This window comes from Streptomyces angustmyceticus, assembly GCF_040701845.1.
Classification (GTDB): Bacteria; Actinomycetota; Actinomycetes; order Streptomycetales; family Streptomycetaceae; genus Streptomyces; species Streptomyces angustmyceticus_A.
Genome location: NZ_JBFBHQ010000003.1, coordinates 51,433 through 69,523, shown reverse-complemented (window position 1 = coordinate 69,523; position 18,091 = coordinate 51,433). Strand labels below are relative to the sequence as shown.

General features: G+C 72.2%; 14 protein-coding genes and 3 tRNA genes. 8 read left to right on the top strand and 9 right to left on the bottom strand.

Annotated elements, in window-relative coordinates:
- Positions 1 to 280 precede the first annotated feature (280 nt).
- Positions 281 to 1,045 carry an SLATT domain-containing protein gene (locus tag AB0411_RS07720; protein ID WP_366416365.1) on the bottom strand — a complete coding sequence of 255 codons (765 nt, stop codon included), beginning with the start codon at positions 1,043 to 1,045 and terminating at the stop codon, positions 281 to 283.
- 513 nt (positions 1,046 to 1,558) lie between these two features.
- Here AB0411_RS07720 and purD point away from each other — a divergent pair.
- The 4 genes from purD (at position 1,559) to AB0411_RS07700 (ending at position 8,675) form a co-directional block, all read left to right on the top strand.
- Positions 1,559 to 2,833: a phosphoribosylamine--glycine ligase gene (purD, locus tag AB0411_RS07715; RefSeq protein ID WP_366416364.1), complete on the top strand. Its 1,275-nt coding sequence runs from the start codon at positions 1,559 to 1,561 to the stop codon at positions 2,831 to 2,833.
- 578 nt (positions 2,834 to 3,411) lie between these two features.
- Positions 3,412 to 5,220, top strand: a complete 1,809-nt coding sequence (locus AB0411_RS07710) for a hypothetical protein (protein WP_366416363.1) — start codon at positions 3,412 to 3,414, stop codon at positions 5,218 to 5,220.
- 246 nt (positions 5,221 to 5,466) lie between these two features.
- A complete protein-coding gene (locus AB0411_RS07705) occupies positions 5,467 to 6,948 on the top strand; it encodes a N,N-dimethylformamidase beta subunit family domain-containing protein (protein ID WP_366416362.1) in 1,482 nt (493 codons plus the stop codon).
- Positions 6,949 to 7,775: 827 nt separating this feature from the next.
- Complete coding sequence (locus tag AB0411_RS07700) at positions 7,776 to 8,675, top strand: phosphoribosylaminoimidazolesuccinocarboxamide synthase (protein WP_366416361.1); 900 nt, start codon at positions 7,776 to 7,778, stop codon at positions 8,673 to 8,675.
- 322 nt (positions 8,676 to 8,997) lie between these two features.
- Here AB0411_RS07700 and AB0411_RS07695 read toward each other — a convergent pair.
- From AB0411_RS07695 to AB0411_RS07660, 8 genes are all read right to left on the bottom strand, one after another.
- Positions 8,998 to 9,070: transfer RNA gene (locus tag AB0411_RS07695), tRNA-Gly, on the bottom strand.
- A gap of 53 nt (positions 9,071 to 9,123) precedes the next feature.
- Positions 9,124 to 9,726, bottom strand: a complete 603-nt coding sequence (locus AB0411_RS07690) for a response regulator transcription factor (RefSeq protein ID WP_366416915.1) — start codon at positions 9,724 to 9,726, stop codon at positions 9,124 to 9,126.
- A gap of 19 nt (positions 9,727 to 9,745) precedes the next feature.
- A complete protein-coding gene (locus tag AB0411_RS07685) occupies positions 9,746 to 11,098 on the bottom strand; it encodes a sensor histidine kinase (protein WP_366416914.1) in 1,353 nt (450 codons plus the stop codon).
- A gap of 84 nt (positions 11,099 to 11,182) precedes the next feature.
- Positions 11,183 to 12,001: an ABC transporter permease gene (locus AB0411_RS07680; RefSeq protein WP_366416360.1), complete on the bottom strand. Its 819-nt coding sequence runs from the start codon at positions 11,999 to 12,001 to the stop codon at positions 11,183 to 11,185.
- Positions 11,998 to 13,044, bottom strand: a complete 1,047-nt coding sequence (locus AB0411_RS07675; protein ID WP_366416359.1) for an ABC transporter ATP-binding protein — start codon at positions 13,042 to 13,044, stop codon at positions 11,998 to 12,000. The genes AB0411_RS07680 and AB0411_RS07675 overlap by 4 nt, the downstream gene beginning before the upstream one ends.
- Before the next feature lie 253 nt (positions 13,045 to 13,297).
- Positions 13,298 to 13,370, bottom strand: a tRNA-Gly gene (locus tag AB0411_RS07670).
- Between the two features lie 73 nt (positions 13,371 to 13,443).
- A tRNA-Gly gene (locus AB0411_RS07665) sits at positions 13,444 to 13,515 on the bottom strand.
- Positions 13,516 to 13,634: 119 nt separating this feature from the next.
- A complete protein-coding gene (locus tag AB0411_RS07660; protein WP_086720559.1) occupies positions 13,635 to 13,955 on the bottom strand; it encodes a histone-like nucleoid-structuring protein Lsr2 in 321 nt (106 codons plus the stop codon).
- A gap of 300 nt (positions 13,956 to 14,255) precedes the next feature.
- On the opposite strand from AB0411_RS07660, the gene purS reads away from it, so the two are divergent.
- From purS to AB0411_RS07640, 4 genes are all read left to right on the top strand, one after another.
- Complete coding sequence (gene purS, locus AB0411_RS07655) at positions 14,256 to 14,501, top strand: phosphoribosylformylglycinamidine synthase subunit PurS (RefSeq protein ID WP_042151546.1); 246 nt, start codon at positions 14,256 to 14,258, stop codon at positions 14,499 to 14,501.
- Entirely contained in the window at positions 14,498 to 15,178 is a 681-nt protein-coding gene (purQ, locus tag AB0411_RS07650) for a phosphoribosylformylglycinamidine synthase subunit PurQ (protein ID WP_088798563.1), read from the top strand. The genes purS and purQ overlap by 4 nt, the downstream gene beginning before the upstream one ends.
- Positions 15,175 to 17,424, top strand: coding sequence for a phosphoribosylformylglycinamidine synthase subunit PurL (gene purL, locus AB0411_RS07645; protein WP_366416358.1), 2,250 nt, complete (start codon positions 15,175 to 15,177; stop codon positions 17,422 to 17,424). The genes purQ and purL overlap by 4 nt, the downstream gene beginning before the upstream one ends.
- A gap of 130 nt (positions 17,425 to 17,554) precedes the next feature.
- Positions 17,555 to 18,067, top strand: a complete 513-nt coding sequence (locus AB0411_RS07640; protein ID WP_366416357.1) for an ArsR/SmtB family transcription factor — start codon at positions 17,555 to 17,557, stop codon at positions 18,065 to 18,067.
- Positions 18,068 to 18,091 lie beyond the last annotated feature (24 nt).

Below are 18,091 nucleotides of genomic sequence, written 5' to 3'. Positions count from 1 at the left end.
TGATTCCCACCCACCCACGGCGCCCACCCACCACCTCATCCCACCCACCCACGGGAGGGGACGGGCCGGAGGGGCAGGGGTGTGGGACGTAAAGCGAAGCAGTCCCACACCCCTGCCCCGGAGGCCCGTCACCGCACCCACAGCCCCGCGCAGCGGACCTGGCCCGCCGCAGGCGCAACGGCGAGCACCAACCACGGCGGGAATGCCGAAATCGCGGGCCGCAAGCAAGGCGCAGCGAGCCCCCACGCCGGGAAACCCGAACTCGCGGAACCCCACCCGCTCAGCGCGCCTCCGGCGGCCGCTGCCGCGGCATGTTCGCCCGCGGCAACTGCGGCATCGCGAACCGCCCGGACACCCCCGGCTCCTCCTGCCGCGCCCCCACGGCGGCAAAGCCGCCCCCGCGCACCGCGGCACACCGCAGCGCATCGGCCCGGAACTGCGCCATCCAGTCGGCGGTCTCGGCCCGTACCAGCTCTCCGACGTCCTCGTTGAACCGCCGCAGCACGCCCAGACACCGCTCCGCCGCCTCGCCCGCGGTGCCCTCGGCGGGCCCGAGCACCTCGCGCACGCTCTCCACCGCCCAGTCGAACTGCAGCGCCTCCAGCCGCCGGTGGATCGCCTGGGCGGTCGCCAGGTCCCGCATCCAGCCGGCGGTCATCCCGAAGTACCGGTCGCAGCCCACGCACACCGCCGCCAGCAGCAGCGACAGCGCGCCCCAGGGCGCCCCGCCCGCCCAGAACCCGGCGAGGTCCAGCAGCGGGAGCGTCCCGCCCGCCGTCGCCCCGGCGGCGGCCCCCAGCCGCAGCGCCCGCGCGCCGCGGCGTTTGGCCAGCCGGCCCCGCAGGTACCAGTCGGCGCTGCGCAGCGCACCCTCCTCGCACCAGAGGTAGAGCGCGTCCAGGCGGTCGGCGGGCTCCCCCCAGTCGCCGAGCGGGAAGACCCGCCCCGCAAGATCCCTCCGGGCGCGGCCCCGGCTGCCGTTCTCCCGGGTGGGGCTGCCGCCCTCCCGAGGGGGCCCCTCGGGCTGCATCTCCGGATGACTCACCCGTGCACTCCCTCTCTGTTCCTACGGCCTCCGTGGCCATCCACGGGCACCGTGTGGTGCGTGACGCGCACCGCGGTGCTCTGCGACGTCCCCGCACGGTGCCCGCGTGACGTACACACGGTGCCCCCGCGTGACGTACACGCACGGTGCCTGTGCGACGTGCACGCGGCCGCTCGCGGGACAACAGCGGGACCCGGACGAGACGCATTCGCCCGGTCCCCACGTGCCGCAGACGCATACATCCGAGTACATCCGAGTACATCCGAGGCACGCGTGACGTACGAGACGGCCGTCGCGCCCCGCCCCTTCCTACCGCCGAACGGCTGGCGTCGGCCCCACGATCACGCTCTTTCCGCCCGGAAGTGGTGCGTGATCGGATATAAGGCGGCCGACCGCCTCACCCGAAAGAGTTGCCACCGCGACGACGCACGGTTTCCGGCCGCCCCGGGCCGGTACACCGGCCCCGGCCCGGCCGACGTCGGGGCGGCGGGGACTCTCGTCTAGGCTGCCACCGTGAAGGTCCTCGTCATCGGCGGCGGCGCCCGCGAACACGCCCTGTGCCGCTCTCTGTCCCTCGACCCCGACGTCACCGCGCTGCACTGCGCTCCCGGCAACGCCGGCATCGCCGAGGTGGCCGAATTGCACGGGGTCAACGCCCTCGACGGCGCGGCCGTCGCCGAACTCGCCGTCGGCCTGCAGGCCGACCTGGTCGTCGTCGGCCCCGAGGCCCCGCTGGTGGCGGGCGTCGCGGACGCCGTGCGCGACCGCGGCATCCCGGTCTTCGGCCCCTCGGCCCGGGCCGCCGAGCTGGAGGGCTCCAAGGCCTTCGCCAAGGACGTGATGGCCGCCGCGGCCGTCCCGACCGCCCGCAGCTACGTCTGCACCACGCCCGCCGAGGTCGACGCGGCCCTCGACGCCTTCGGCGCGCCGTACGTCGTCAAGGACGACGGTCTGGCGGCCGGCAAGGGCGTCGTGGTCACCGACGACGTCGAGGCGGCCCGTGCGCACGCCCTGGCCTGCGACCGCGTGGTCATCGAGGAGTTCCTCGACGGCCCCGAGGTCTCCCTCTTCGCGGTCACCGACGGCGAGAGCGTCGTCCCGCTGCAGCCCGCCCAGGACTTCAAGCGCGCCTACGACGGCGACGAGGGCCCCAACACGGGCGGCATGGGTGCGTACAGCCCGCTGCCCTGGGCCGACCCCAAGCTGGTCGACGAGGTCCTGGCCACCGTCCTGCAGCCCACCGTCGACGAGCTGCGCCGCCGCGGCACCCCGTTCTCCGGGCTGCTCTACGCGGGCCTGGCGATCACCTCCCGCGGGGTGCGCGTGATCGAGTTCAACGCGCGCTTCGGCGACCCGGAGACCCAGGTCGTCCTCGCCCGCCTCAAGACCCCGCTCGCCGGCCTGCTGCGCGCCGCGGCCACCGGCACCCTCGCCACCTTCCCGCCGCTGCGCTGGAGCGACGGCGCGGCGGTCACCGTCGTCATCGCCTCGCACAACTACCCGGACACCCCGCGCACCGGCGACCCGATCGACGGCCTCGCCGACGTCGCGGCGCAGGACGGCCCCGAGGCGTACGTCCTGCACGCCGGCACCAAGCGCGACGACTCCGGCGCGGTGCTCAGCGCGGGCGGCCGGGTGCTGTCCGTCACGGCCACCGGCTCCGACCTCACCGCCGCCCGGCAGCGTGCCTACGACGCCGTCGGCCGGATCTCCCTGGACGGCTCCCAGCACCGCACGGACATCGCCGCCAAGGTCGCGGCCGACGCGGCACGGGCACCGGGCGCCTAGGACCCGTACGGCCTTCGCGGCCGGTAGGACCTTCACCGTCCGTACGACCTCCCGGGCCGTGCCCCGCCACACGGGGCGCGGCCCGCGCAGTGCGCGCGGACGCCGTCGGCGCGCATCCTGCGCTCGGCGTTCACCCTGCGCTCGGCATTCACTCAGCGCTCGGCGCGGTCGCTGCGGTCGGTGACATCTCTGCTGGGGCATATGCCACATACGGTGACATATGCCCCAGTCCTGCGAGTGCCGACCGGGCCGACGTGTCCATCGCCCACACCTGCCCGGCACCGGTTCCCGGCTTTCCCCAAAGCCATTCCATCGAGTGACCGCACCAGGTATACGGCTGACGGGGCCCGCAGCCCCAACTAGGGTGCCGCGCAAGCGTCCTGTGGTCGCCGGGCCGGATTCCGGCGCGGTTGCCGCGGCGGCGTCCGGCAAGTGGCTCACCGGCATTGCGATGTCAGTGGCCGGTGCCACAGTGGTGGTGGAGTGCCCCATGCTCCACCCACCGCGCAATTTCTCGTACGTCCGTCCCGTGTTCTCTCCGTCCGGCTCCAGCAGGACAGCAGGGGGTGTACAGGCTCGTGGCAAGTCCGGAAACAGGCGTCCTGGCGGCGCGTGCCCGCGCCCTTGCCGTGCTGCGGATCCGCAGCACGGCGCTGGCCGTCGCGCTGCTGCCGGCGGCCGTGGCCGTGGTGCTGTTCGCCGGCCGGGCCACCGGCCGCCTCGGCACGGGTCCCGGTTGGGAGCTCGCCGGCTGGATCGCCGGCGGCCTCGCGGTGCTCAGCCTGCTCCTGGCCACGCTGGTCTCCCTCGTCGTCGCGCGCGCCAGACCCGCGCTCAGCCCGTCCGTGCCGATCGCCGAGGAGTCGGCCCCCGATCTCTACCGCCTCGTCCGCGACCTCGCCGACCGCCTCGATGTCCCCGCGCCCTCGGCCATAGCGCTCACCCCGGACTGCGACAGCTGGCTGGAGGACCGCACCCACCGCGCCCACGGCCCGCCGCGCCGCGGGGGAGCGGCAGCCGGTGAAGGGCGCCGCACGTCCGAGGCCCCCGTCCTGGTCATCGGCTCACCGTTCCTGTGGTGGATGCGGGTCGCCGAGCTGCGCGCCCTGCTCGCCCCCGTCGTCGCCGGCACCGGCCCCTCCGCCCACCCCGACATAGCCGCCGCCCGCCGCTTCATCCGCGGCCTGGACGCCGCCGTCGCCGTCTCGGCCCGCGCCCGCGGCCCGTTGCGCGCGCTCCCGCTGCGCTTCGTCGGCCGGGTGGCACGGCTGCTGCTGCGCGCCGGCCGCGAACACGCCACGATCATGGAACGTGCCGTCGCGGCCGCCGCGTCCGAGCGCGCCCAGAGCGTCGACTACGGCCTGCGGATCGTCGCCCAGGAGCAGGTCGGCCTCGCCTACGCGGGCTGGGACCGGCTGCTGACCCGGGTCGCGCTGCCCGCCTGGCGGATGGGCCGCTGGCCGTCCCGGCTGGACGCCGGGGTGGTCTCCGCGCTCACCGAGCTCTCCCGCCGCGACCGCCTCGCCAACGGCTTCGCCTCCCGCCTGGGCGAGCGCCCCGCCTGCGACCTCCTGGAGGAGCCGGGCACCATCGACCGCGCCGCCTCCCTGCTGGCCGCCCGCCTCTTCCACGGCGGCCCGGCCGAGCCCGGACCCGACTGGTCGCCGGTCGGCTGGAGCCAGTACCCGGAAGAGGTCGTGGACCGGAAATGGCGCCTGGAGGCCGCCCGCCTCCACCGCGTTCTGGACAACCTCCCGGCGACCGCGCTCCCGGCGTCCCCGCCCGCGCCTGCCCCCACGGACGCCTGCGCCCCGCACCTCTCGTACGCCCGCTCCGCCCCCGGCCACCCTCCGGACCGCCCGGCCGGCGGCCCGCCGTCCGCCGGCCGCCACGACGATCCGCCGGCCGCACCGGCCCCGGGCCCGACGCTGGCCCGGGTGATCGACCGGCTCGCGCAGGACGAGCGGGCGGGCGATCTGGTCGCCGCCGGGCTGGGCGCGGAGGTCGAGCGCGAGGAACGCGAGGAGGCGGCCCGCCAGGCCGCCCGCGGCGGCGCGGCGCAGGACGCCGGTATCGGGGTGGCCTGGGGCGACGGCTTGGTGTCCGAGGGCGGCCTGCCGCTGTTCCCGCTGCAGCCGCCCCGTACCGGCCGCGAACTCCTCGCCGACCACGTCACCGCCATGGTCTGCTGCGCCGCCGTCGACACCGCCGGTGCCGCCCCCGGCCTGGACTGGCTCGACGGCCCGGCGCTGCTGGTCGACGGCGCCCGCCGCGCCGACCTCGGCCGCCCGGTGCTCAGCCTGGTCGACGACGGCGATGCCGAGCCGCTCCGCGGCTGGCTGACGACGGTCGGGGTGCGCCCCGAGAAACCGGTCAGGTTGGTATGACCGGAAAGCCGCATTTATTCGCCGAGCGGGGGCCGGGCGTCCAGCCCCGGACCTCCCGCACCACCGGCTGAATGTTCCCTTCCAGTTCGCATTTCGGGGGCGGTGCCCTCTAAATTCACGACGAAGGGTGACGAAGTGAGTGCGTAATGTGATGTGCTGGGGGATGGCCGGCCGGGTTAGCCCGACCGGACGCAGCACCGGCCCGATCGGCCGAGACCGATGGGGGACGCGGGAGGGGAGTGGAAGGTGGCGACGGATCAGATCAGGCGCTGGGAGTCGGGCGCGCTCGCCCACGCGGTCACGGATCCGTTCGGCCAGGGCCCGCTGCCCTGGCTGCGCGGCAGCGAGAACTACTTCGACTCCGGCCGCATCATCCCCTGGTACGTCGACCCCGCCGTCGCCCAGGGCGACCTGGCCGTGCCCGCCCCCAGCAAGCACAACGGCCCGCGCACCGCCGACGATGTCCACCGCCAGATCAAGGGCTTCGCCGGACCCGGCGCGGTGGCCCCCGGCGAGGCCATCGACTTCCGCGTCTCGGTGGACCCGCCCCAGCCGTTCAACATCGACATCTACCGCATCGGCCACTACGCGGGCGCCGGCGCCTCCAAGATCACCAACAGTCCCCGCCTGGCCGGCATCGTCCAGCCGCCCCCGCTGACGGCCGACCGCACGGCCTCCTGCCACCACTGGTGGCTCTCCTGGCGCCTCCAGGTCCCCACGTTCTGGCAGCTCGGCGCCTATGTCGCGGTGCTCACCACGGCCGACGGCCGCTACCGCTCCCACATCCCCTTCACGGTCCGCGACAACCAGCCCGCCGACCTCCTCCTGCTGCTGCCCGACATCACCTGGCAGGCCTACAACCTCTACCCCGAGGACGGCCGGACCGGCGCCAGCCTCTACCACGCGTGGGACGAGGAGGGCGCGCTGCTCGGCGAAGGCGACGCCGCCACCACCGTCTCCTTCGACCGCCCCTACGCCGGCGCCGGACTGCCCCTCCACGTCGGCCACGCCTACGACTTCATCCGCTGGGCCGAGCGCTACGGCTACGACCTCGCCTACGCCGACGCCCGCGATCTGCACGCCGGCCGCGTCGACCCGTCCCGCTACCGCGGCCTGGTCTTCCCCGGCCACGACGAGTACTGGTCGGTGCCCATGCGCCGCACGGTCGAGCGGGCCCGCGACACCGGCACCTCCCTCGTCTTCCTCTCCGCCAACACCATGTACTGGCAGGTCGAACTCTCCCCGTCGCCCTCGGGCCCGGAGGCCCTGCTCCACTGCCGCAAGCGCCAGGGCCCCGGACGCCCCGCACTCTGGCGGGAGTTGGGCGAACCCGAACAGCGGCTGATGGGCATCCAGTACGCCGGCCGGGTCCCCGAACCGGCCCCCTTGGTCGTCCGCAACGGCGAGCACTGGCTGTGGGACGCCACCGGCGCCCATGAGGGCGACGAGCTCCCCGGCCTGGTCGCCGGCGAGGCCGACCGCTACTTCCCGCGCACCAGCCTCCCCGAACACACCAGCCGCACCCTCCTCGCCCACTCCCCGTACCACGACAGCGAAGGCACTCGCCGCCATCAGGAGACCTCCCTCTACCGCGCCCCCAGCGGCGCCTGGGTCTTCGCCTCCGGCACCTTCGCCTGGTCCCCCGCCCTGGACCGCCCCGGCCACGTCGACGAACGCATCCAACGCGCCACCGCCAACCTCCTCGACCGCATCTGCAAACGCGACTGATCCCACCGCCTGCCCGTGGGCGTGCTCGCTGTCGTCCGCCACGGGGTGCCGGCGGGCCTCCACTCCCGTGCCGACGTGATCCTCTTCCGTCCCGGGTCGGCGGCCAGTCCAAGCCCCGTGGCCGGTGCACCCGTCCCCCTGCCGCCGCGACCGCCGGCGCCCGGAAGGTCCGCCCGCCCGACCGACTCTCGCCACCCGGCTTCGCCACGCGGCCCGGCGCCGTCATGCGGCCTGGCTTCGCCACGCGGCCCGGCGCCGTCATGCGGCCTGGCTTCGCCACGCGGCCCGATATCGCCAGACCGCCCGGCACCGCCATAAGCCGCGGTGGCCGGACCCGCCGTCGTCGTCCTCGGCCTGCTCCTCGTCCCGGCCGGCGACCGCATCCGGCCTGATGCCACTCCATCCGGCCTGATGCCACTCCGCTCGCTGGGGTCGGCTGCCGGCCCATGCCGCCCCCGCTCGCCGCCGTACTCGGTGCCGGACGGCTCCGGTAGGTGGCGTACGGCACCTACCGGGGGCATCGCCCGCGAGCCCCCGGACCGGCCGGCCCGCCTCACCGCCTGCTTTCCGGGCTCTGCGCCACCCGGACTTCCGCACCCGAGCCCCCGCACGCGATCACGCCGCTCAGCGGCCCGTTCGCCCCGGCCACGGGGCCGCTCGCGGTGGCGTTCCCGGCCGCTGCTTCCCGTGCGTCGATCGCCCGCCGGAGCGCCCCGCCCTACGGCCTGGCGCCCGCCCCCGCCCGCGTATCCGGCCCCCGTCCGTCAGCACCGGCCCGCGTAGGGGAGAATCGGTACGACTCCTGGATCAACCTACGCGGAGGAAGCGTGCCCGGTTTTGTAGAAAAGCCTGAGCCGGTGGAGGTTCCCGGGCTCACCCACCTTCACACCGGCAAGGTGCGCGACCTCTACCAGAACGCCGCCGGCGACCTGATCATGGTCGCCAGCGACCGCACCTCCGTCTACGACTGGGTGCTGCCCACCGAGATCCCCGAAAAGGGCCGCATCCTCACCCAGCTGTCCCTGTGGTGGTTCGAGCAGCTCGCCGACCTGGCGCCCCACCACGTCCTCTCCACCGACGTCCCGGACGGCGCCCCCGCCGACTGGGCGGGCCGCACCCTGGTCTGCAAGTCGCTGCGGATGGTCCCCGTCGAGTGCGTGGCCCGCGGCTACCTCACCGGCTCCGGCCTCGCCGAATACCGGCAGACCCGCACCGTCTGCGGACTCGCCCTCCCCGAGAACCTCGTCGACGGCTCCGAGCTCCCCGCGCCGATCTTCACCCCGGCCACCAAGGCCGCCGTCGGTGACCACGACGAGAACGTCTCCTACGAGGAGGTCGTCCACCAGATCGGCGCCGAGGTGGCCGCCCAGCTGCGGCAGACGACCCTCGCCGTCTACAGCCGGGCCCGCGACATCGCCCGCGAGCGCGGCGTCATCCTGGCGGACACCAAGTTCGAGTTCGGCTTCGACGGTGAGCAGCTGACCCTGGCCGACGAGGTCCTGACGCCCGACTCCTCGCGCTTCTGGCCCGCCGACCTGTGGGAGCCGGGCCGCGCCCAGCCGTCCTTCGACAAGCAGTTCGTCCGCGACTGGCTGACCTCCCCGGCCGCGGCCTGGGACCGCACGGGCACCCTGCCGCCGCCCGCCCTCCCGCACGAGATCGTCGAGAGCACCCGCGCCAAGTACGTCGAGGCCTACGAGCGCCTCACGGGCCTCAGCTGGTCATGACCCCGCCCCCGGCCCGGGTGCGGACCCGGGCCGGGACCGTGAGGAGCGGGGTGCCGGCCAGGTACTGAAACCGCGGCGCCAGGTGCCGGGCCGCGGCGCCAGGTGTCGGGCCGCGGCGCCAGGTGTCGGGCGGGGACGCGAGTTGCCGGGCCGGGGCGCGAGTTGCCGGGCCCGGGTATGGCAAGCCCCCACGGGTACGGAAGGCCCCCACGGGTACGGGCAGGCCGCGCCCGGACACGACCCGCACGGACAGCAATCGGACCCGCAGACGCACGAAAAGGCCCCGTCCGACATCACTGCCGGCCGGGGCCTTCTCCTTCTGAGCGGACGACGAGGCTCGAACTCGCGACCTCAACCTTGGCAAGGTTGCGCTCTACCAACTGAGCTACGTCCGCATGCTCCGTGCAAGGCTCCTGGAACCAGTCGCCGCCGCGCGGTGCGGGCACCACTATAGCCAACCTCGCTCGCGGGCGAGACGCGCCGCGGCGTGACGGTTCTCGGCGCCCAGCTTCGCGGTCGCCGAGGAGAGGTAGTTCCGCACCGTCCCCGGCGACAGCGACGCCCGCTCCGCGATCTCCGCGACCGGCGCCCCGTCCTCGGCGCACTCCAGCACCTCCGCCTCCCGGACCGACAACGGCGACTCCCCGGCGCTGATCGCGTCCGCCGCCAACTCCGGGTCCACATAACGGTTTCCGGCATGGACCGTGCGTATGATCTCCGCCAGCCGCTGCGCCGACACCGTCTTCGGCACGAACCCCCGCACCCCGGCTTCCAACGCCCGCTTCAGATGCCCCGGCCGCCCATGACTCGTCACGATCATGGACCGGCACCCCGGCACCTCGGCCCGCAAGGATGTGGCCACCGCCACACCGTCCGCCCCCGGCATCTGCAGATCCAGCACCGCCACATCCGGCCCGTGCGCCCGGGCCATCGCCCGCGCCTCGGGCCCCGACGCCGCCTCGGCCACCACCCGCAGATCGTTCTCCAGCGACAACAGCGCCGCCAGCGCTCCCCGGATCAGATGCTCGTCATCCGCGAGCAACACCCGGATCACCTCGCGACGCACCCCGTCACTCACCCGCCACCCCACCTCTCACCCATGGCGCCTCCGCATTGACCAGGCCCCCCGCCCCCGGGGCCTCCCCGTCCACCAGGCGCCCTGCCCACGACGCGCCCCCGTCCGCCGGACGTCCCCGCCCCGAGGACGTACCCGCGCCATCCGGTCCCCGCCCCAGCGGAAGTTCGACCGTCAGACGGTAGGAGCTCTGCAGCACCGGGCCCGACGTCAGGGTGCCGCCCAAGGGGTGCAGCCGCTCCCGCAGCCCCTTGAGGCCGCTGCCGGGCAGCGAGCCGGTGATGGCGGTGGCCGGCTGAGGGGTGACACCGTCGTTCTCCATGGTCATCACGAGGACCGAGCGGTGCGGATCGATCAGGGTCCGCAGCGCACAGTGCCGCACCTCGGCGGCGTGCCGCAGGATGTTGGTGGTGCCCTCCCGTACGACCCAGCCGAGCGCCGACTCCACCTCCGGCGGCAGCTGCGTCTCGTCCTCGCCGTCGATACGGCAGTCCACCCCGGCCGCCCGGAGGATGGAGCGGGCCCCGGCCAACTCCGCCTGCAGATCGGCCTTCCGGTAACCGCGCACCACCTCCCGCACTTCCCGCTGGGACTCCTGGGCGATCCGCTGCACCTCCACCATCTGCTCCACGGCCTCCGGCCGTTCCCGCCGGGCCAGCTGGACCGCCAGCTCGCTCTTCAGGGCGATCACCGCCAGATTCCGGCCCATGACGTCGTGCAGGTCCCGGCCGAACCGCAGCCGTTCCTCGGCGACCGCGAGCCGTGCCTCCGTGCTGCGCGCCGCATCCAGCTTCCGGACCACACCGAGCAGCCAGCCCGTGGGCCGCGCTATCACGAAGCTCCACACGCCGGCGAAGAGCAGCAGACACGCCATCGCCACCGACCCCAGCCAGGAGCCCGTGAACAGCCCGAACAGCAGGATCATCCCCGCCGTGGCGGCGGCCATCCCCGCCAGGAACCTTCGCTTGGACATCACCAGGCACAGCGCCATGAAGTAGGTGGTGAGGCTGGCGCCGATCGCGATGAGCACCGTGGCCACGTGCTCGCCGTGGCCGAGGCCCTGGACCGCGATCAGCGCGAGCAACGCGATCTCGGACGCGAGCGTCAGCACACCCGAGGCGAGCAGCAGGCCGCGCGGTGTCGCCCCCAGCTTCAGATAGCGGTTCAACGACCGGTTCAGCAACGGAACGGCCAGCACCCCGTGCACCACGTTCAGCCCGCCGGCGACGAGGGCCAGGGCGACCGGTGCCGGACGGCTGCCGGTGGTGCCCATCACGGGCAGCACCCCGCCGAACACGGGAAGCCAGGGTATGGCGTACAGAGTCCAGCGGAAGTACGCCTCGACCATCCCCACTTGGCTCCGCCGTCGCCACATCGCCCGTAGCCGCCCGATCATGTGCTGCCCGCCCCCGTTGTCCGATCTCCTGCGTCGTCAGCGCCGCGGCTCCCACCGGAACCACCGCTGCACAGCAAACAGCGCGAGCCCGGCCCAGGCCAAGCCGGTGATCAGCTGCCCCAGCGTCTCCTTGACGTCCCCGCCGCCGGTCCAGCCCTCCCGTATCAGCTCCATCGCCGGGGACAGCGGCAGGAACCCGAGGACCGTGGCGATCTTCTCCGGAAAGAGGTCCAAGGGGGCCATCACCCCGGAGCCGGCCATCGACAGCAGCATGAAGGGCAGCACGGTGAGCTGAGCGGCCTCGCTCGACCTCGCGAAGGCCGAGGTCGCCGCCGCCAGCCCGACGACCGTGACCATGCCCAGCAGCACCCCGGCGATCAGGAGGTGCGGCGCGGTGGGCAGGTCGGTGTCCAGCGCCACACTGCCGAGGACGGCGAGGAGCGCGCACTGCGCCAGCCCTATCAGCACCGAAGGCAGCGCGGTGCCGGCCAGTATTTCCTGATCCCGCAGTTCTCCGGTGCGCAGGCGCTTGAGCACCAGCTCCTCGCGCCGGGCGACATAGGCACCGGTGACGTTGGAGTAGACGGCAAAGACCAGAACGCAGCCGAGGGTGCCGGGCAACATCACCGTGCCGACCGACAGCCCCGTGCCGGCGAGGTTCATCGAACCGACCGCCTGTTTGATGGCGAACGCCATGGCGATCGGGAGGAAGAGCGAGGTGTACAGCGCGGACTTGTTGCGGCCGAGAAGCGTCAACTCGGCCCGTGCCAGGGAGAGTAGACGGCCCGTGGAACGGGTTTCCGCGGGATTTTCCGCCGCCTCATAGCCGACCACCTGACTCGTACAAGCACTCATGCGTTCTCCAGCCCCTTTGCGATGTGCAGAAATGCCTCTTCCAGGGACGCGGATCTGACATCCAGCCCGCGCAGCGTTATCCCCTTGTCCTGCGCCCAGAGCAGCACTCCGGTCGCGGCGCGCTGCAGCTCGTCCGTCCGCAGCCGGACCGTGCGCCCGGTCGTCTCGTGGGAGATGACGCCGAGTTCGGCCAGCGGCGGGAGGTCGCCGAGAGGGAATCCTTCGGGCAGCTCGAAGGAGAGATGCGAGGGATGCGCGGCGACCACGTCCGCGACATGTCCCGCGGTGGCTATCCGCCCCTCGTGCAAAATCGCCAGCCGGTCCGCCAGCTCCTCGGCTTCTTCGAGATAGTGCGTGGTCAGCACGATCGTGGTCCCGGCGTCCCGCAGCTCGCGGATCAATTCCCAGGTGACATGACGCGCTTCGGTGTCCAGCCCCGTCGTCGGCTCGTCGAGGAACAGCACCTCGGGCCGCCCCAGCAGCGCCAGCGCGAGATCCAGCCGCCGGCGCTCACCCCCGGACAGCTGCTTGACCCGCACATCCCGACGCCGGTCCAGCCCCACGGACCCGAGGGCCTCCTCGACCGGACGCGCCCCGGTGGTGCACCCCGCCCACATCCGCAGCGTTTCCTCGGGCGTCAGCTCGGCGGGGAAGCCGCCCTCCTGCAGCATCACGCCGATATGCGGCCGCACCTTGCCGCGCTCACGGAACGGATCATGGCCGAGGACCCGGACCCGCCCGGCGGTGGGCGCGGCCAGGCCCTCCAGCAGTTCGAGGGTGGAGGTCTTGCCCGCCCCATTGGTGCCCAGCAGCGCGAACAGCTCGCCCCGGTCGACGCTGAAGTCGATACCGCTCACGGCCTCATAACTCTTCCGAACGCCGGCCCGGCTCCGCGCTCCCTGTTTCTGCTCCCCCTTCGCACGCCGCCCGGCCGGGCCGTAGCGCCTGCGAAGTCCGGTGACTTCGATCACACCGCCGCCGGAATCGGCGCCGCCGGCGCCGCCGCGGCCGGCCTCCGCGATGGTTTTCTCCCCGATGTTCATGAGTCCAGCGTTTCGCCGGATCAAGCTTCCGGGCAGTGCGAGCTGTCATCGCAGCCGATGACAAATGTCAGTTGCCCCCGCCGGAAGCCCGGCAAGAGAGGCAAGCGAGAGAGGCGAGCGAGAGAGGCAAGCGAGAGAGGGGAGAGGGCAAAGGGAACGGAGAGGACGGAGAGAAGGAAGGGAGCAGGGTGCTACCTGATCGCGGGCAAATGAAGAAGGCCCCGGTCGCAATGACCGGGGCCTTCTCATTCTGAGCGGACGACGAGGCTCGAACTCGCGACCTCAACCTTGGCAAGGTTGCGCTCTACCAACTGAGCTACGTCCGCAGGCATCCACTCGGCTTTCACCGAGCGGCGCGACAGCTACTGTACCTGATCGTTTGACCGGTCGAGCTGTCAGAGCGGGTGACAGGGATTGCACACTGCGCCTCCCTCTTGGAAAGAGGGCGCTCTACTACTGAGCTACACCCGCGTGACTCCGTGAGGTCCGGCCTTTCGGCCTCGCCCCTCGGCGTGCTCCAGACTCTAGCTGATCAGTAGGGGTGCTGTGCAAGTCGGCTGCGCCCGGGCCGGGGAACGCGCTGAAGTCGGTTAGTGGTTGGCGGCGTTGAAGGCCTCGTAGACCTTCTTGGGGATCCGGCCGCGCGGGGGAACGTCCATCTGGTGGGAGCGGGCCCAGGCGCGGACGGCCGCGGGGTCGGGGTTCACCGCGGTCCGGTGGTAGGCCTTGCCGGACTTGGCCCGCTTGCGGCCGGCCTCGACGAACGGGGCGAGGGCGCCGCGCAGTTTCTTCGCATTGGCGGGATTGAGGTCGATCTCGTACGACTTCCCGTCCAATCCGAAGGCGACCGTCTCTGCGGCTTCTCCTCCGTCGATGTCATCGGAGAGCGTTACTACTACGCGCTGCGCCACGGATATCGGTCCTTTCGGGGAGCGACCCCTTGTTGACATGGGGTGATGCTCCGGATCCGGCTGATTGGGATCAATGCTTTTTCATTTGTACAGCGATGGGCATTGCATTGTGAAGCCCAGTTAATTTCGTCAGCGTGTCTTCCCGCAATCCGGACCCCGGATCTTTTCGAGAATTTTTCCTGAGCTGCACTCCCTCCGATACCGGACCGTGATCGGGCCCACCGCATATCTATGCGCGTAGATTTTCGAACACGGTACTGTGAGGACACCGCCTTACGCACCACACCACCGGGAGTGCCAGTGGCACGCGTCGTAGTCGACGTCATGCTCAAGCCGGAGATCCTCGACCCGCAGGGGCAGGCGGTGCAGCGCGCACTGCCACGCCTGGGATTCGAGGGGATCGCCGACGTCCGTCAGGGCAAGCGTTTCGAACTCGAGGTGGAGGGTCCGGTCGACGAAGCCGCCCTCGCTCGCATCCACGAGATGGCCGAGACCTTCCTCGCCAACACCGTCATCGAAGACTTCACCGTGCGGGTCGACTCATGACCTCGCGCATCGGAGTCATCACCTTCCCCGGCACGCTCGACGACCGCGACACGCAGCGCGCGGTCCGGGTGGCCGGCGCCGAAGCGGTGCCGCTGTGGCACCGCGACAAGGACCTCAAGCAGGTCGACGCCGTGGTGCTGCCCGGCGGTTTCTCCTACGGCGACTATCTGCGGGCCGGGGCCATTTCCCGGTTCTCGCCGGTGATGGAGACCGTGATCGAGCAGGCCAGGGCCGGTATGCCGGTCCTCGGCATCTGCAACGGCTTCCAGGTGCTCACCGAGACCCACCTGCTGCCCGGCGCCATGCTGCGCAACAACCATCTGCACTTCATCTGCCGCGACCAGAAGCTGCGGGTGGAGAACGCGGAGACCTCCTGGACGTCGGACTACGCGTCCGGCCAGGAGATCAGCATCCCGCTGAAGAACATCGACGGCCGGTACGTCGCCGACGAGCGCACGCTCGACATGCTCGAGGCCGAGGGCCGGGTCGCCTTCCGCTACCTGGACGGCAACCCCAACGGCTCGCTCCGCGACATCGCCGGCATCACCAATGAGGCGGGCAATGTCGTCGGCCTCATGCCGCACCCCGAGCACGCCGTGGAGCCGCTGATCGGTACGGGCCGTACCGACGGCCTCGGATTCTTCACCTCGATCCTGAAGAAGCTGGTCAACGCATGACTCTCGACACCGTCAAGCACGCAGCCGAGACGCCGGACACCGACCAGCCGTGGGCCGAGCTCGGCCTGAAGCAGGACGAGTACCAGCGCATCCGCGAGATTCTCGGCCGCCGTCCCACCGGCGCCGAACTCGCCATGTATTCGGTCATGTGGTCCGAGCACTGCTCCTACAAGAGCAGCAAGGTCCACCTGAAGCAGTTCGGCGACAAGGCCCCCGAGAACGACGCGCTGCTCGTCGGCATCGGTGAGAACGCCGGTGTCGTCGACGTCGGCCAGGGCTACGCCGTCACGTTCAAGGTGGAGTCCCACAACCACCCCTCGTACATCGAGCCCTACCAGGGCGCGGCCACCGGCGTCGGCGGCATCGTCCGCGACATCCTCGCCATGGGCGCCCGCCCCGTCGCCGTCGTCGACCCGCTGCGGTTCGGTGCCGCCGACCACCCCGACACCAAGCGCGTCCTGCCGGGCGTGGTGGCCGGGATCGGCGGTTACGGCAACTGCCTGGGCCTGCCCAACATCGGCGGCGAGGTCGTCTTCGACGCCTGCTACCAGGGCAACCCGCTGGTCAACGCCGGCTGCATCGGCGTGATGAAGCACGAGGACATCCACCTGGCCAAGGCGTCCGGCACGGGCAACAAGGTCATCCTCTACGGCGCCCGCACCGGCGGCGACGGCATCGGCGGCGTCTCGGTCCTGGCGTCCGAGACCTTCGACGACACCAAGCCCGCCAAGCGCCCCGCCGTCCAGGTCGGCGACCCCTTCCAGGAGAAGCTGCTCATCGAGTGCACCCTGGAGATCTTCAAGGAGGACCTGGTCGCCGGCATCCAGGACCTCGGCGGCGCCGGGCTGTCCTGCGCCACCAGCGAGCTGGCCTCGGCCGGCTCCGGCGGGATGCGCGTCGAGCTGGACACCGTGCCGCTGCGCGACTCCTCCCTCTCGCCCGAGGAGATCCTCATGAGCGAGTCGCAGGAGCGGATGTGTGCGATCGTCGAGCCCGGCAAGGTCGACCGCTTCCTGGAGATCTGCGAGAAGTGGGACGTCATCGCGACCGTCATCGGTGAGGTGACGGACGGCTCGCAGCTGGAGATCTTCTGGCACGGCGAGCAGATCGTGGACGTACCGCCGCGCACCGTCGCCCACGAGGGCCCGGTCTACGAGCGCCCGTACGCCCGCCCCGACTGGCAGGACGCCCTCCAGGCCGACGACGCGGCCGGGCTGGCCCGCCCGGCGAACGCGGACGAGCTGCGGGCGCAGGTCCTGAAGCTGGTGGCCTCGCCCAACCAGGCCTCCAAGGCGTGGATCACGGACCAGTACGACCGGTTCGTGCAGGGCAACACCGTCCTCGCGCAGCCGGAGGACGCCGGCATGGTGCGCATCGACGAGGACACCAACCTCGGCGTCGCGCTCGCCACCGACGGCAACGGGCGCTACGCCAAGCTCGACCCGTACACGGGCGCGCAGCTGGCGCTGGCCGAGGCGTACCGCAATGTCGCCGCGTCCGGTGCCAAGCCGCTGGCGGTCTCCGACTGCCTGAACTTCGGCTCGCCCGAGGACCCGGCGGTGATGTGGCAGTTCGCCGAGGCCACCCGTGGTCTCGCCGACGCCTGCCAGACCCTCGGTACGCCCGTCACCGGCGGCAATGTGTCGCTGTACAACCAGACCGGCGAGGTGGCGATCCACCCGACCCCGGTCGTCGCGGTGCTCGGCGTCATCGACGATGTGAACCGCCGCACCCCGATCGCCTTCGCGGAGGAGGGTCAGCTGCTCTACCTCCTGGGCGACACCCGCGAGGAGCTGGGCGGCTCGGCGTGGTCGCAGGTGGTGCACGAGCACCTCGGCGGTCTGCCGCCGGCGGTGGACCTGGAGCGCGAGCGGCTGCTGGCCGAGGTGCTGATCTCCGCCTCCCGCGACGGCATGATCGACGCGGCGCACGACCTCTCCGACGGCGGTCTGGTCCAGGCCGTGGTGGAGTCCTGCCTGCGCGGCGGCAAGGGCGCCCGCCTCGTCGTTCCCGACGGGCTCGACCCCTTCGTGCTGCTCTTCTCCGAGTCGGCGGGCCGGGCCGTCGTGGCCGTGCCGCGCAGCGAGGAGCTCCGCTTCACCGACATGTGCGGTGCGCGGGGGCTGCCGGCCACCCGGATCGGTGTGGTCGACGGCGCCGCGATCGACGTCCAGGGGCAGTTCAGCATCCCGCTGAGCGAGCTGAAGGACGCGCACGAGGCGACGATCCCGGGCCTGCTGGCCTGAGCCGGAGCCCGGGCGCGACGCCGCGCCCTTGACGGTCCGACGGTCCGTCCCCGCCACGGGGACGGACCGTCGCCGTTTTCCCGCACCGGCAACCATTGCCAGAGATTACGTAATTACGTAATCTTCCTCCATGGATCTTGAGCAGCGGGTGGCCGACCTGGAACGCCGGCTGGCCGCGCTGGAACAGTCCGCCGCCCAGCCGGTCACCGCGCCCGAGCGGGATCCGGACGAGGAGCTGTGGGCGCTGCGGGGCCTCAAGGAGCAGTGGGCCGAACTCGGCGCCGACAACGGCGGAGTGCTCTTCACCGGCGCCGTGCGCACACCGGCCGGACTGCGCTACGAGTGGCAGTACGGCCTGGCCACCGACGCCCTGCTGGACGACGACTGGGCGGCCGCCGCCGAGTCGTTCGCCGCGCTGGGCCAGCCCATGCGGCTGCGGCTGCTGCGCGAGATCCTCGGCGGCCGCTGCACCGCCGCCGAACTCACCGAGCTCGACGGCACGGGCACGACCGGCCAGATCTACCACCACCTGCGGCAGCTGACCGCCGCCGGCTGGCTCCAGACGGCCGGCCGCGGCCGCTACGAGGTTCCGGCCGGCCGCGTCGTACCGCTGCTGGTGATGCTGACCGCCGCCGGGTGCTGACGCCCGGCCACACCGACCTCACGG